This is a genomic window from Vitreoscilla massiliensis (assembly GCF_001457815.1).
Classification (GTDB): Bacteria; Pseudomonadota; Gammaproteobacteria; order Burkholderiales; family Neisseriaceae; genus Vitreoscilla; species Vitreoscilla massiliensis.
Window position 1 is genome coordinate 219,557 of record NZ_LN898219.1, and the last position, 14,159, is coordinate 233,715.

Consider the following 14,159-nt stretch of genomic DNA (forward strand, 5'->3'; position numbering starts at 1 on the left):
CTCCTTTAAAGCGGTTGGTTACATGACAGTGATATATGGTTGAAATATTTTTAAAATTAATTTTGTATAAATGATAATTGGGTAAAAATGGGGATTTTAATTGATTGATATATACGAAGACTAAGGTTCTTGGTAGCATTAAATTTTAGTCTAGTTACTTTTAGATAATAAGTAAAATACACAATTAAGGGGAGTGTGGTAATGCTAGAACAAGAAAATAATAATCAGCAAAGTAGTAAGTATTTATTACAGGTAGAGTGTGCATCAGCATTAAATTTTGTGTTGCAACAAAACTCTGTGCCATTAATTAAACAAATCTTAATATCCTCACCAAATGCGATTATAGATTCAAAAATAGTATTCAAATCAAATCCTGAATTGTTTAAAGAGCATACGATTTTCTTAAGCCACCTAGAGGCCGAACAAATATTATCGTTGGATGCTCCAAAGCTTTCATTTGACGTAACTTTTTTGCGTGAATTACCTGAAAACTTAAAAGGAAATATAGAAGTTAGTTGGTTGAGTAAGGATGGTGAAATTCTTGCATTTGAAAATATAGAAATTGATCTTCTCACTATAGATACTTGGGGGGGAGAAAAGCAGCCAATTGAGCTACTGGCAAGTTTTTCACAACCCAATGCCCCTTCTTTGAATCCAATTTTAGTGGCGGCCAGTGAATGGTTGAATAGCAAGCAACTTGGATCTCTTAGCGGATATTTAGAGAGAGATAGGATATCTGTACGTACACAAGTAAATGCTTTGTGGGAGGCACTGCTGTCCCAAGAGATACACTACATAGTTAATCCTGCAAGTTTTATAAAATCCGGTCAGCGGATTCGTTTGGCGAAGCAAATTTTAGATGAAAAACTTGGATGTTGTTTGGATTTAACTCTTTTGTTGAGTTCGCTGGCTGAACAAATTGGCTTAGACACGTTATTAATCTTGGAAGAGGGCCATGCTTATTTAGGTGTTTGGTTAAATGAAACCCCTAGTGCAGATTTAATTATTGATGATATTCAGTCATTAAGAAAACGGTATGACTTGGATGAGTTGATATTTGTAGAAACAACACTGCTCACAAAGAAAGCCAAATTTAGCCAAGCACTTGAAACGGCACAGTCCTATATCAAGGATGAATTAAGACAAGAGAAATTTTATCTGGCTTTGGATGTGAGACAAGCACGTTTACGTGGTGTAAAACCAATCTCATTAAAGCAAGACAAGATTGCAGTTTTAGATGAAACAGAAAATGAATGGGCACCAGCCTCAGTACCAATTTATAACTCTGAAAATCATATTGAAAGTAAAACTACGCGGGTAGATCGTTGGTTAAGACGACTTCTGGATTTAAGTCTAAGAAATAAACTATTGAATTTCAAAGATAATAGATTAAGTATCCCATTGCAAAGCTCTGAGGTAATCCTAAGTAAATTAGAAGATGCCTTAGCAAACCAAGAAGGTTTTTTATTTAAAAGCATTGATAGCATTGCACTTAAAGATGTGCAACGAGAAAATGAAAAACACTATATTGATTATTATGTAGATGAGTGTCTTGCACGGAAGTTACTGTTTAGTCCACTTGAGTCATCAGTATTAGAGAAGCGTTTGGTTGAAGTATACCGAGCTTCTAAGACTGCCTTAGAGGAAGGTGGTGCAAATACATTGTTTCTTGCTGTTGGTTTTTTAGAATGGAAAGAGTCAGAGAGATCAAAGCGAACATTTAAAGCCCCGCTTTTATTGATTCCAGTACAAATCACAAGGGAGACTGCTAAAACAGGCTATAAGCTGTTTATGTATGATGATGAGCCTAGGTTCAACTCAACCTTATTGCAGCTATTGAGACAAGATTTTGATTTAGATATTTTGGGTTTAAATCCACTCCCTACAGATGATGCAGGTGTAGATGTAAATCAAGTATTACACATCATTCGTAAAGCCGTTGTTTCGATACCTGGTTGGGAAGTAAAAACTGAAGCCGCAATTGGTCAGTTTTCATTTTCTAAGTATTTAATGTGGCTTGATCTTTCTACGAGAATGGATCAATTAAAAAACCAATCAGTGGTAAACCATTTAATAGAATCACCACGTGATCCATATTTAAAGCAGGATGATTTTCCAAAACCGGTGCGGTTGGATCAGGATTATAAACCACAACAGTTATTCACTCCGCTATCATCAGATTCTTCACAGCTTGCGGCAGTAATGTCCGCTGCATTAGGGCGTACATTTGTATTATCAGGCCCACCAGGCACAGGTAAGTCCCAAACAATTACTAACATGATTGCCCAGTGTTTGGCAGATGGGAAATCAGTTCTCTTTGTTTCTGAAAAAATGGCGGCATTGGAAGTTGTTTATCGTAGATTGACTCAAATAGGCTTAAGTGAGCTTTGCTTACAGCTGCATTCTTCAAAAGCTCAAAAGATGGCAGTTTTAGACCAACTGCGTGAACGGGCTCTAAAAACCAATGATCCTTATTTATCAGAAACAATCAATAAAAAAAGTAAGTGGCAAAGTTTATCAAATCAATTGGTTCAGACAAGAGATGAGTTAAATCATTACGTTAAAAGTCTACATACTTCTCACCCAATTGGCTGGAGTTTATACGGTGCAATGTCAGATGAGCTTTGCTATCGAGCTACGCCTAATCTGAGATTCTCCAGTATTGATATTTCGGCGCTTACTAGCGAGAAGCGTAAATATTTAAAAGAGTTGGTGACTCAAGCAGTTACCTTGCGCCAGCTTGTGAGTGTTGAAACAAAGAAAGATTTAGAAGGATTTGCAGAAGGTATTTCAGACAATATTTGGAGTTTAAGTTGGCAAGATCAATATCAAAAACTACAAGATGATTTAGAAATACAGATAAAGAATCTCAATAAAGCAATGTCACCTTGGCAGCAGGTTTTTGGGCAAAGTGCTAAAGATAAATTTAATCAAATGAAGCAAGATTTTGGTTTGTTTCATTCTGTGTACGAATTAATACAAGATGTAGATTTAAAACTTTTGTTTAACATTAAAGACGTAAGTCTAAATTTAATTACTGAATCACAAATGCTGGCTACTGATTTGAAACAACAACGGTCACAGCTAATTGGTCAGTATCAAGATAGTATTTATCAAGCTGAATTAAGTCAGGTAGTTAAGGACTGGAGAGAGGCTGAATCATCAATCTTTCCACTCTCATGGTTTGCAAAAAACAAAATCAAGAAATTGATTAAAACTTATCAAACTAATGATACTAAACTCACTTCTCAGGATATGTTTAGTGAACTGCAAAGATTGCAACATATTCAAAACCAGCAGCTTGCATTTAGTAAGAATGAAGGGCAGTTGGCTGATAAATTAAATACATATTGGCTTGGTGAAGTGAGCCCCTGGAAAGAGTTTGAAAATGCGTACCATAAATGGCAGCAGATTCTTCAAGTTAAGGACTTAAATCATTCAGATATAAAAGCAGTGTTTACTTCTTTGGCATATTGTCAAAAGAATAATATCGAAGATTTAAAGACTTCGCTTAATTTAAGTGAAGCGACATTACAGCATCTAATAAGAGATACGACGTTACTAGATGGGTCAGAAGCACAAACTTACCTTGATGTTAGGTTTGAGAGTTTGATTCATCGACAAAAGCTGTTACAGCAGCATAGTGGTGCGTGGAGGAATTGGATTAACTGGCAGAATGCCAAAGAAAAGTTGATTGTAGAAGGACTAAAACCTTTGGCTGATGGTCTTTCAGAAAAGCCATTAGAATTAGATGAGGCTGTTCAGCAATTAGAAATCAATTTGGCTAGGCAATGGATTACTAATCAATTTAATCAGTATCCTGAATTAAATCAATTTAATTCACAGTTGCATGAGAAGAAAATTGAACAATTTAAACAGCAAGATAAAGAACATCAACAAGAGGCAAGCCAAGAAATCATTTATCGTTGGAATAAAATTTATAAAAATCCAGATGAATACAAATCTCAATGGACATTGTTAAATAAAGAACTTGGTAAAAAACGTAGGCATATTCCGGTGCGAGAATTAATGCGTCAAATTCCTGATGTGCTAGTGGGCTTAAAACCTTGTCTGTTAATGAGCCCATTGTCAGTGGCACAATATTTAGATACTGAAGCAAAATTTGATGTGGTTATTTTTGATGAGGCATCTCAAATACCTGTTTGGGATGCTATTGGAGCTTTAGCTAGAGGAAAGCAATCCATCGTTGTGGGTGATAATAAACAGATGCCTCCAACTAGTTTTTTTGGTAAAGGTGATTCTGATGAGGAAGTCGATGAAGAAGTAACTGAGGATCTCGAGAGTATTTTAGATGAATGCCTTGCCGCACAGTTACCTGAGCTAGCATTGAGTTGGCATTATCGAAGTAGGTATGAAAGCCTAATACAGTTTAGTAATCAGAAGTATTACAAGGGTGAGTTGATGACGTTTCCTGCCCCTGTCGCTGATGATACTGCGATTACATTACATAAAATTGATGGGGTTTATGATAAGGGTGATACGCGAACTAATTTGGCTGAAGCAAAAGCAATAGTAGCCTTTATACTTCAACATTTGCAGAGCCAGTTAACTGTAGAAGTGCCATTAACTCTAGGTGTGGTTACTTTTAATGTTACTCAACAAAAACTCATTGAGGATTTACTTGATAATGAAATGGTAAATCATCCGGAGTTGGAGTCTATAAGTAAGTCAGGAATAGAACCTTTATTTATAAAAAATCTTGAAAATGTACAAGGGGATGAAAGGGATATCATTGTCTTTTCTATTACGTATGCAAAAGATCAGTTTGGTAAGTTGTCGATGAATTTTGGTGCTCTAAATCGCGTTGGAGGACAACGTAGATTGAACGTAGCAATCACTCGTGCGCGACAGGGATTACATGTTTTTTCTTCACTCTCTCCTGAGGATATCAATCTTTCCAGAACGAACAGTGAAGGTGTTAAAGATTTAAAAGATTTTTTGTTATTTGCCAGAAATAGGCAACTGCATTTAGCACCCTCATCCTTAAATAAAGCGCCAACTAAAAAAGAGCTGGTTCAGTATTTACGGAATAAATTACAAGGATATGGCTGGAAAACTGATGTCGAAATAGGCCATGGTGAAAATTGTGTGGATATTGCCGTGTATGATAAATTGAATCCAGATACCTTTGTTGTGGGTATATTAATTGATGGTGAGAATTATGCTAATACCGCTACTGCAAGTGATCGTGATCAGTTACGGCAATCAGTTTTGACTGGATTAGGTTGGGAAATTATTTCGGTATGGACAGTTGACTGGTGGTTAGATCCTGAGCGAAATTTGAATGACGTAATCAAGCAATTAAGTGAATTATCACAAGCTTCGGTTGCAGTTTAAACATTTTTAATAAATAGTAGCTACTTATCATCGGTATAAAAAGGAGGGTAAGTAGCTATAAGTTTTAGGGTTAATTAATGAATAGAATTAAATGGATAGAGCCTGTCCCGAATTTTGTGTAAGTACCTGTTTAATATATCCTGATCCAAGTGCGCAGTGTTTCTGGTGTGCAGTCAAACTTGCTGGCAATGGACACAATTGCGGCCCACTGAGTCGGATATTCCCTGCGCTGCTCTTGATAAAGACGAACCGCTCGTTGACGGATTTCATGTGAGTAAGTATTTTTCATTCGGATATTCTCTCAGAAAGTTAGGTCTCCGAGAAACCCGGGGCGGTTCACATTCACATTTTTAATCAATAGCTACTTATCCCATAGGTATTAGTTAAAAAGGGGATAAATAGCTTTTTATCATCTTGAAATGTGCTTCAATCTTAATTGGTAGTACATTCCTGCTCAAATTGAGTCATTAGTTCTGGCGAAGCCTTTAAATCAGATAATGCAGCCTTAAGTGCTTGTTGTGATTCCTCATCTGAAGTAGAAGCAAGTTCAGTTTCTAACTTTTCTCTTGTACTGGTTAGATACGTTTTTTCCTTGTTATAGATGCAATCCCGTTGTTTGGATTCTTTATTCTGTTGAATTTGCCATGAACTTAGACCGTTGTGAAACTCTAAAATTTCGCCATCTCCTGCAGCGCTAGGTGTTCTCCACTTTCCGTTTCGTGGGTTACCTTTTTCGAGGATAGCTTCAGCAATAATATTACCATCTGCATCGTATTCAACTGCTGGGCCTGTTTCCCAGCCTCCTTCAAAAGTGTGTGTTTTAAATAGCCAAAAATGTACTTTACCTTCTTCATCCCGATCAAAACGATAGAGTGCTTCTACGCCAGTAAAATTCATAGGGTCAGCAGTACTAGATCGATGTCTTCCTGTGGATTCACCTATCAAATCACCAGTTTTAGGATGGTAGTATTTAACCTGTTCAATATTTTTGGCACCGTAGAAATTTTCGATGATGACTTTACCATCACCGTTTAAAAATTTCTCAGAGTCAACAGGACGATTGTTTTCAAATTCAGTATCATAAATAGTTTGGCCTGCTCGAGTAAACATTTCAGTTCGACCATTCAATTGGCCACCTTTAAAATTAGCAGAGATTACTTGAACAGAAGATGCTGAATCTTGCGGTTTTGTGTAGTTAACAGTTAACTTACCATCTAAAGCCCCTTCTTTATATTTAAAATCTAAATAGGTAGTTTGTTCACTCATCAATCGGCAATGGGTATTACCATCTAATAGACCATCAACAACCTCAACATCACATAAAAGTATTTGGCCTGTTGATGCTAACTCTGGACGCCCGCGAAGCCCATTGTCTTTGAGAAATTTATGGTGTTTATTGACTAAATTAAAAATTGGATCAATAGGTAACTTAGTAAATGGGAAATTGGTTACTACACCAGTGAACGGGGTATTGCTACCTTGAGAATAAATTTTATTATAAGAAATTTGTACATTTCTGATGTCTAAGGTTTCTTTAGAGCAAGAAGCTAAAAAAAGTGGCATTGCAAGGCAACATAGAATAGTTTTTTTGAGATTCATATTTGTACATTCAATAGATAAGTATCTAAAGAATCAACCAACTACATTGGGATGTAGCTGGTTGATTTATTAGTTAAAGTAATAGGCTAGGGATGGATTATTCATCGCCCCGTTCTCGAAGGATTTTTAATGCAACTTGCTTTTCCAAATTGGATGCTGAAAAAAAGCCGTTTCCTTTGACAATATCCCGTAGTTCCCCACTGCTTTTATCTTCATATCGCATTTTGATGGACTGAATTTCAGCTCCCTTTTCTTCAATCGCATTCAATGCCCCTTGTGCCACTTTCCCTGCTGTATCCCAAAATCCCATTATTTCCTCCTTGTCAGTCAGTTAAATAAACAACTTATTAAATCTAATTACAACCTTTTAAGTGGTTTTTGTCAATATGCTGAGGACATTTCAAACTCAAAATCCAAATACTTGTCTTGAAATTAAGCGAAATGTAAGAGGTTAAATGGCAACAATGACTGCTTATCAATTAAGAATTGATATCGGAGGGTGATGTGCGAGAAAATCAACTACTCATGGAATGTGCAGAAGATTTATAACGATGCGCTGACTCAATAATAATGTCAGAACAACCGCGGTCTGCCAGCATTAGATTTAAGCTTTATCTGCCCAAAGAAAATAGTGCGTGGTTTTCTCTTAAGGCCTTGTTCAGCTAAATAGTTTTCAGTATTTTGATCTATCTTGGTTAGGTATTCAGTGGTATCAATTAGAGCATGTAAGTCGGTATAGGCATTAGTATTATTTTTTATTTGGTTTAATGCATAACTGGAGCTGATCATCTTCAGTGCACATTGATCATATCGTTTTTTTGCCATATTACATGCGTAATAACTTCCTTCATGTAGTTTTTTAGATTCCACTACCTGATTCCAATACTCTCCTATATCTGATGATAAAGAATAGTCATCTTTTATTTTTTGACCATCAAATAAAAGAAGCATGTGCATATGCCATCCACGGTTGTACCCGTATTCCAATTTAGCGATATAGGTTATTAAGTGTTCAAATCTTTGATTACGACGCATATTGTTCTGCATGGCGTGCCAATAGTCTACAAAGTCTTGTCTATCTACTTCAAGGCCAACAGAAGATGAAAGATGAAAATCAATTCTGATAGGGAGTATTTTGGAATAGTTTTCAGCTGCTTCGTAAATTAGATCTTTGAGAGATTGGCGATGTTTAGGATGAAGGTTGTAACGATTTTCTAGGATGGTATTAAAGCGACGAGACATGATGAAATTCCTGCGGGTTTAGACACAGGATGTGTCATCTGCATATTTTTTTACTGTTTGAGTTGAACTGCGAATTCCAGTCTTGTCTGTTTACTTGTTATAGTGCTCATGGGCAGGCCACTAACATTAGATGGGCACGCTACCAGTCAAATTGGTCGACTGCTTCCGAGCCAATGAGAGCATTGAATCATCATGATTTTTTAAAATTAAAGTAACACTAAGGCCAAGTGTGGAGAAATACGAATGATGCTGAATCAGAAAATTGTTGTTGTGACAGGTGCTGGTCGTGGACTCGGTGCAGCATTTGCCCTTTCATTAGCGCCTTTGGGGTGTGAACTGATCCTGTGCGCACGTCGTGAAGAAGACCTAGCTCAGATATCTGAATGTGTAGTCAATCACGGCGGAAAGATACCCAAGATTATTCAGCTTGATCTATCTGATGTTGCAAGTGTACGAGCTGCTGCAGACAGTATCGCTAACATGACGGAGTATGTGGATGTTCTAATCAACAATGGGGCAATGTGGCTTGAAAGCAGCGATGTCTCCTACGCGGAAACTGATGTCCTGAACGTAGTTAATGCTGCAATTACTGGAACCTTTCTTTTCGTGCAGAACATTATGCCTCTGCTCAAGGCCTCACAATCACCTGATGTGTTGACCATAGGTTCCATCAGCGGCCTTCCCAATGCTGCTTTACAGTCGGTTTCGGTTCCCTTCTATGCGGCAAAGCGAGGGCAGGTCGCACTGGCAGAGGGGTTGAGGCAAGAATTTAACGGTAGCCCGTTGCGTTCAATCCTTATTAATCCGCCTTATTTGGACGACGCGCTGCCGGGTGAGAAAAGCTGGATCGATGCCAGCGCACGCGTGAAAGGCGACCGAGGGACAACCAGAGACATTGTAGAGGCTGTGTAGTGGTCAAGCCGCGCAGGACACTTTTATCTGAGAATTTTCATACTCCAATGGGCTCATTCCATTGTTGGCTGTATGTGGCCGTTTAAAATTGTAATAATGAATAAATTGCGTGATTTCTTGTTTGACTACACTTTCATTCATGCTCGTGGTATGGCCTAAACCTTCATATTTCAAACTGCCAAAGAATCGCTCTACTACCGCATTATCGTAGCAACATCCCATATCAGACATACTCAAACGCATCTTTAATTGACTGGCTTTCTTAGCGAAGGCTCGACTGGTGTACTGTGAACCTCGGTCGCTGTGAAATACACAGCCATACTGCGGTTGGCGTAAGACATGTGCCTGTTGTAACGCTTGAATCACCAAGTCAGCTTTCATGCGTTCAGCCATACTCCAACCCACAATGCGGCGAGAGAACAAGTCCATCACCACAGCCAGGTAGCGCCAACCTTGGCTGGTTTTGATGTAAGTAATGTCGCCGGCCCAAACTTCATTGGCAAACAACGGTTGGAAGTTTTGATTCAATAAGTTGAATTGAACTTGGTGCCTCTCATTGCGTTTGGTTGTCACCTTAAATGCTTGACGCTGCTGACATACCAAACCCAACTTTCTCATCACACTGCGAACTTTGTACCTTCCGACTTGGAATCCAATTTGTTGTAATAACGCTTTAATTGTGCGAGAACCTATACGTTGTTTGTGTTGGTTAAACAGAGCTCTGATTTGGATTTGTAAACCAACTTCAACCAGATTTGTCCGTTTAGGTTCCAAGGCATAGTAGGCTGAAACACTTACTTTCATTACTTTGCACAGAGTCTTAATTGGGTAATGGCGTTGATTTTGTTGAATAAAATTGTATCTTACTTCACGTGCTTCGCAAAGTAAGCGCTGGCCTTTTTTAATATTTCTTGCTCCATTCGAAGCTGTTTTATTTCTTTGCGCAATCGCAATAATTCGGCCTTCTCATCATCATTCAATATTGGCTGTTCAGTCAGTTTGGCTTTCCATTTATAGAGCAAAGCTGGAGTGATACCGACTGCTCTAGCAGCATCAGCCACTGAATAACCTTGTTTCAACACCAAATCAACCGTTTCTTGTTTGAATTCATCTGAATGACGGCGTGGGCTCTTTTTTGCCATGATTTTGACCTTTCAAAGGGAATTAATATTCTCTCAGAAATGTGTCCTGTTGTATTAGACCACTACANTCATTGGCAAACAACGGTTGGAAGTTTTGATTCAATAAGTTGAATTGAACTTGGTGCCTCTCATTGCGTTTGGTTGTCACCTTAAATGCGTGACGCTGCTGACATACCAAACCCAACTTTCTCATCACACTGCGAACTTTGTACCTTCCGACTTGGAATCCAATTTGTTGTAATAACGCTTTAATTGTGCGAGAACCTATACGTTGTTTGTGTTGGTTAAACAGAGCTCTGATTTGGATTTGTAAACCAACTTCAACCAGATTTGTCCGTTTAGGTTCCAAGGCATAGTAGGCTGAAACACTTACTTTCATTACTTTGCACAGAGTCTTAATTGGGTAATGGCGTTGATTTTGTTGAATAAAATTGTATCTTACTTCACGTGCTTCGCAAAGTAAGCGCTGGCCTTTTTTAATATTTCTTGCTCCATTCGAAGCTGTTTTATTTCTTTGCGCAATCGCAATAATTCGGCCTTCTCATCATCATTCAATATTGGCTGTTCAGTCAGTTTGGCTTTCCATTTATAGAGCAAAGCTGGAGTGATACCGACTGCTCTAGCAGCATCAGCCACTGAATAACCTTGTTTCAACACCAAATCAACCGTTTCTTGTTTGAATTCATCTGAATGACGGCGTGGGCTCTTTTTTGCCATGATTTTGACCTTTCAAAGGGAATTAATATTCTCTCAGAAATGTGTCCTGTTGTATTAGACCACTACACATGGGGATTTTAATTTAGGTTTGTAATGTTATTTATTTATATATATATTAACTTGTTATTAGTTATAAATAATTTATTATATGTATTAACTTGTTACTATTTATAAATAGTCTACTATTCAATTAACATACATTAATGCCAAATAATAATTAATAACCCATCTACGATATTAAGTAAATGCAGATTCCACGTTATATGAATACTCGTTCCAATATTTCGTAGACCTTCTTTCAATTAAGAGGCTATGCCGGAAATAGCCCTCCATCATCTGCATCCAGATTGATTGTCAACGAAATATGACGTGGCCGGGTTAAAGCAAACAAGGCAGTGTAGTGGTCTAATACAACAGGACACATTTCTGAGAGAATATTAATTCCCTTTGAAAGGTCAAAATCATGGCAAAAAAGAGCCCACGCCGTCATTCAGATGAATTCAAACAAGAAACGGTTGATTTGGTGTTGAAACAAGGTTATTCAGTGGCTGATGCTGCTAGAGCAGTCGGTATCACTCCAGCTTTGCTCTATAAATGGAAAGCCAAACTGACTGAACAGCCAATATTGAATGATGATGAGAAGGCCGAATTATTGCGATTGCGCAAAGAAATAAAACAGCTTCGAATGGAGCAAGAAATATTAAAAAAGGCCAGCGCTTACTTTGCGAAGCACGTGAAGTAAGATACAATTTTATTCAACAAAATCAACGCCATTACCCAATTAAGACTCTGTGCAAAGTAATGAAAGTAAGTGTTTCAGCCTACTATGCCTTGGAACCTAAACGGACAAATCTGGTTGAAGTTGGTTTACAAATCCAAATCAGAGCTCTGTTTAACCAACACAAACAACGTATAGGTTCTCGCACAATTACAGCGTTATTACAACAACTTGGATTCCAACTCGGAAGGTACAAAGTTCGCAGTGTGATGAGAAAGTTGGGTTTGGTATGTCAGCAGCGTCAAGCATTTAAGGTGACAACCAAACGCAATGAGAGGCACCAAGTTCAATTCAACTTATTGAATCAAAACTTCCAACCGTTGTTTGCCAATGAAGTTTGGGCCGGCGACATTACTTACATCAAAACCAGCCAAGGTTGGCGCTACCTGGCTGTGGTGATGGACTTGTTCTCTCGCCGCATTGTGGGTTGGAGTATGGCTGAACGCATGAAAGCTGACTTGGTGATTCAAGCGTTACAACAGGCACATGTCTTACGCCAACCGCAGTATGGCTGTGTATTTCACAGCGACCGAGGTTCACAGTACACCAGTCGAGCCTTCGCTAAGAAAGCCAGTCAATTAAAGATGCGTTTGAGTATGTCTGATATGGGATGTTGCTACGATAATGCGGTAGTAGAGCGATTCTTTGGCAGTTTGAAATATGAAGGTTTAGGCCATACCACGAGCATGAATGAAAGTGTAGTCAAACAAGAAATCACGCAATTTATTCATTATTACAATTTTAAACGGCCACATACAGCCAACAATGGAATGAGCCCATTGGAGTATGAAAATTCTCAGATAAAAGTGTCCTGCGCGGCTTGACCACTACACAGCAACACAAACAACGTATAGGTTCTCGCACAATTAAAGCGTTATTACAACAAATTGGATTCCAAGTCGGAAGGTACAAAGTTCGCAGTGTGATGAGAAAGTTGGGTTTGGTATGTCAGCAGCGTCAAGCATTTAAGGTGACAACCAAACGCAATGAGAGGCACCAAGTTCAATTCAACTTATTGAATCAAAACTTCCAACCGTTGTTTGCCAATGAAGTTTGGGCCGGCGACATTACTTACATCAAAACCAGCCAAGGTTGGCGCTACCTGGCTGTGGTGATGGACTTGTTCTCTCGCCGCATTGTGGGTTGGAGTATGGCTGAACGCATGAAAGCTGACTTGGTGATTCAAGCGTTACAACAGGCACATGTCTTACGCCAACCGCAGTATGGCTGTGTATTTCACAGCGACCGAGGTTCACAGTACACCAGTCGAGCCTTCGCTAAGAAAGCCAGTCAATTAAAGATGCGTTTGAGTATGTCTGATATGGGATGTTGCTACGATAATGCGGTAGTAGAGCGATTCTTTGGCAGTTTGAAATATGAAGGTTTAGGCCATACCACGAGCATGAATGAAAGTGTAGTCAAACAAGAAATCACGCAATTTATTCATTATTACAATTTTAAACGGCCACATACAGCCAACAATGGAATGAGCCCATTGGAGTATGAAAATTCTCAGATAAAAGTGTCCTGCGCGGCTTGACCACTACAATAACCGGCAAGGTCAGTGGGTTTGTTTGCAATGAATCCCGCAGCTTTTTCGGGGGCGGCAAAGTCTGCACCATCAAGTCGTTTCCATGGTTGATATGCCCCGTTGGCAGTGCGGCGCGAGCGGATAAATGTGCACTCGCCATAGGCTTGCGTAACAATTTGACTGTCTCATGCGGCTGACCCATATTGCAGCATTTTTTGGGCACCAATGGATGAACCATCTAACCATGTTGCTGCATCAGTTGCCCCAGCACCGTATGAGTGCACACCATTACCAATAGCATCAGCAATGATATTACCTGTGCCGCTGTAAGCTTTTGCTACCCAGTCAGTAATGCCAAAACCGGCCAAAGTGGTTGGCTTGTTGTAGATGTATCCCGTTTCTGATGCTGCGGCATTCCAGTCGGCACCATCAAAGCGACCCCATGCGGTTTCTGTTCCTTGATAACAATGGCGACCATAAAGTTTTGGGGCCGATGCGGTTGAGTAGGGTACTGCCAATTGTGAATATTGAATGCTGCCACCGTATTGGGTCGTCCGAATATATGTAAATCCTGAGTGGTCTTTCATACCATCGCCGGCGGCAATCGTGACCAGTGAAATGGGTTTTTCTATGGTTTCCGGCAGACTGGCTGTTGTTGCTGAAATGGTCAGTAGCTCTTTTTTGGTCACGCCATCTGTGATGCCATAGCCTGCCAGTGTGTTTGATTGGCTGACTTTAACGCTCAACAAGTTGTCTACTTCTGTTTTGTTATAAGCGTTGCTGATGCCATAACCGGCCAAGGTGTTAGACACATTGGCCTTGCCTGCCAATATTGGACCCAAAATATCTGAGGTAACCACTTTATTGGGTGTGCTGGCAG

Annotated in this window: 11 protein-coding genes; 4 read left to right on the forward strand and 7 right to left on the reverse strand. The window is 39.1% G+C overall.

Annotated elements, in window-relative coordinates; translation table 11 throughout:
* The first annotated feature begins 201 nt into the window (after window positions 1-201).
* Window positions 202-5,358, forward strand: a complete 5,157-nt coding sequence (locus BN3003_RS06665) for a DUF4011 domain-containing protein (RefSeq protein WP_058355869.1) — start codon at window positions 202-204, stop codon at window positions 5,356-5,358.
* Window positions 5,359-5,790: 432 nt separating this feature from the next.
* Here BN3003_RS06665 and BN3003_RS06670 read toward each other — a convergent pair whose 3' ends face one another.
* The 3 genes from BN3003_RS06670 to BN3003_RS06680 form a co-directional block, all read right to left on the reverse strand.
* On the reverse strand, window positions 5,791-6,957 hold the full coding sequence (locus tag BN3003_RS06670; RefSeq protein ID WP_058355870.1) for a toxin-antitoxin system YwqK family antitoxin: 1,167 nt from the start codon (window positions 6,955-6,957) through the stop codon (window positions 5,791-5,793).
* Window positions 6,958-7,054: 97 nt separating this feature from the next.
* Complete coding sequence (locus BN3003_RS06675; protein ID WP_058355871.1) at window positions 7,055-7,267, reverse strand: hypothetical protein; 213 nt, start codon at window positions 7,265-7,267, stop codon at window positions 7,055-7,057.
* A 263-nt stretch (window positions 7,268-7,530) separates the two neighbouring features.
* Complete coding sequence (locus tag BN3003_RS06680; RefSeq protein WP_058355872.1) at window positions 7,531-8,199, reverse strand: YagK/YfjJ domain-containing protein; 669 nt, start codon at window positions 8,197-8,199, stop codon at window positions 7,531-7,533.
* A 243-nt stretch (window positions 8,200-8,442) separates the two neighbouring features.
* Between BN3003_RS06680 and BN3003_RS06685 the strand changes: the two genes are divergently transcribed.
* On the forward strand, window positions 8,443-9,111 hold the full coding sequence (locus BN3003_RS06685) for an SDR family NAD(P)-dependent oxidoreductase (RefSeq protein WP_082625584.1): 669 nt from the start codon (window positions 8,443-8,445) through the stop codon (window positions 9,109-9,111).
* 3 nt (window positions 9,112-9,114) lie between these two features.
* Here the strand turns inward: BN3003_RS06685 and BN3003_RS06690 are convergent.
* The 3 genes from BN3003_RS06690 to BN3003_RS06705 all read right to left on the reverse strand — a co-directional run bounded on the left by BN3003_RS06690 (window position 9,115) and on the right by BN3003_RS06705 (window position 10,970).
* A protein-coding gene (locus BN3003_RS06690) for an IS3 family transposase (protein ID WP_407701090.1) occupies window positions 9,115-10,253 on the reverse strand; the annotation gives its coding sequence in 2 pieces (ribosomal slippage) (window positions 9,115-10,016 and window positions 10,016-10,253; 1,140 coding nt in all).
* Window positions 10,254-10,275: 22 nt separating this feature from the next.
* Complete coding sequence (locus BN3003_RS06700; RefSeq protein WP_058355873.1) at window positions 10,276-10,632, reverse strand: IS3 family transposase; 357 nt, start codon at window positions 10,630-10,632, stop codon at window positions 10,276-10,278.
* A 59-nt stretch (window positions 10,633-10,691) separates the two neighbouring features.
* The gene (locus tag BN3003_RS06705) at window positions 10,692-10,970 is read right to left on the reverse strand and encodes an IS3 family transposase (RefSeq protein ID WP_058355568.1); all 279 of its coding nucleotides are present in this window, start codon (window positions 10,968-10,970) and stop codon (window positions 10,692-10,694) included.
* 463 nt (window positions 10,971-11,433) lie between these two features.
* On the opposite strand from BN3003_RS06705, the gene BN3003_RS06715 reads away from it, so the two are divergent.
* Window positions 11,434-12,572 (forward strand): IS3 family transposase gene (locus BN3003_RS06715; protein ID WP_407701093.1). Its coding sequence is split into 2 segments (ribosomal slippage): window positions 11,434-11,671 and window positions 11,671-12,572, totalling 1,140 coding nucleotides; the frame shifts between segments, so codons are not numbered across the junction.
* On the forward strand, window positions 12,569-13,288 hold the full coding sequence (locus BN3003_RS06720) for an IS3 family transposase (RefSeq protein WP_082625585.1): 720 nt from the start codon (window positions 12,569-12,571) through the stop codon (window positions 13,286-13,288). The genes BN3003_RS06715 and BN3003_RS06720 overlap by 4 nt, the downstream gene beginning before the upstream one ends.
* 176 nt (window positions 13,289-13,464) lie before the next feature.
* Here the strand turns inward: BN3003_RS06720 and BN3003_RS06725 are convergent, their stop codons facing one another.
* Complete coding sequence (locus BN3003_RS06725; RefSeq protein ID WP_147645370.1) at window positions 13,465-14,091, reverse strand: hypothetical protein; 627 nt, start codon at window positions 14,089-14,091, stop codon at window positions 13,465-13,467.
* Window positions 14,092-14,159 lie beyond the last annotated feature (68 nt).

Excerpts from the sequence above, each read along its gene's own strand:
- BN3003_RS06665 (WP_058355869.1), top strand. The coding sequence starts at position 202 with ATGCTAGAACAAGAAAATAATAATCAGCAAAGTAGTAAGTATTTATTA.
- BN3003_RS06670 (WP_058355870.1), bottom strand. The coding sequence starts at position 6,957 with ATGAATCTCAAAAAAACTATTCTATGTTGCCTTGCAATGCCACTTTTT.
- BN3003_RS06675 (WP_058355871.1), bottom strand. The coding sequence starts at position 7,267 with ATGGGATTTTGGGATACAGCAGGGAAAGTGGCACAAGGGGCATTGAAT.
- BN3003_RS06680 (WP_058355872.1), bottom strand. The coding sequence starts at position 8,199 with ATGTCTCGTCGCTTTAATACCATCCTAGAAAATCGTTACAACCTTCAT.
- BN3003_RS06685 (WP_082625584.1), top strand. The coding sequence starts at position 8,443 with ATGATGCTGAATCAGAAAATTGTTGTTGTGACAGGTGCTGGTCGTGGA.
- BN3003_RS06705 (WP_058355568.1), bottom strand. The coding sequence starts at position 10,970 with ATGGCAAAAAAGAGCCCACGCCGTCATTCAGATGAATTCAAACAAGAA.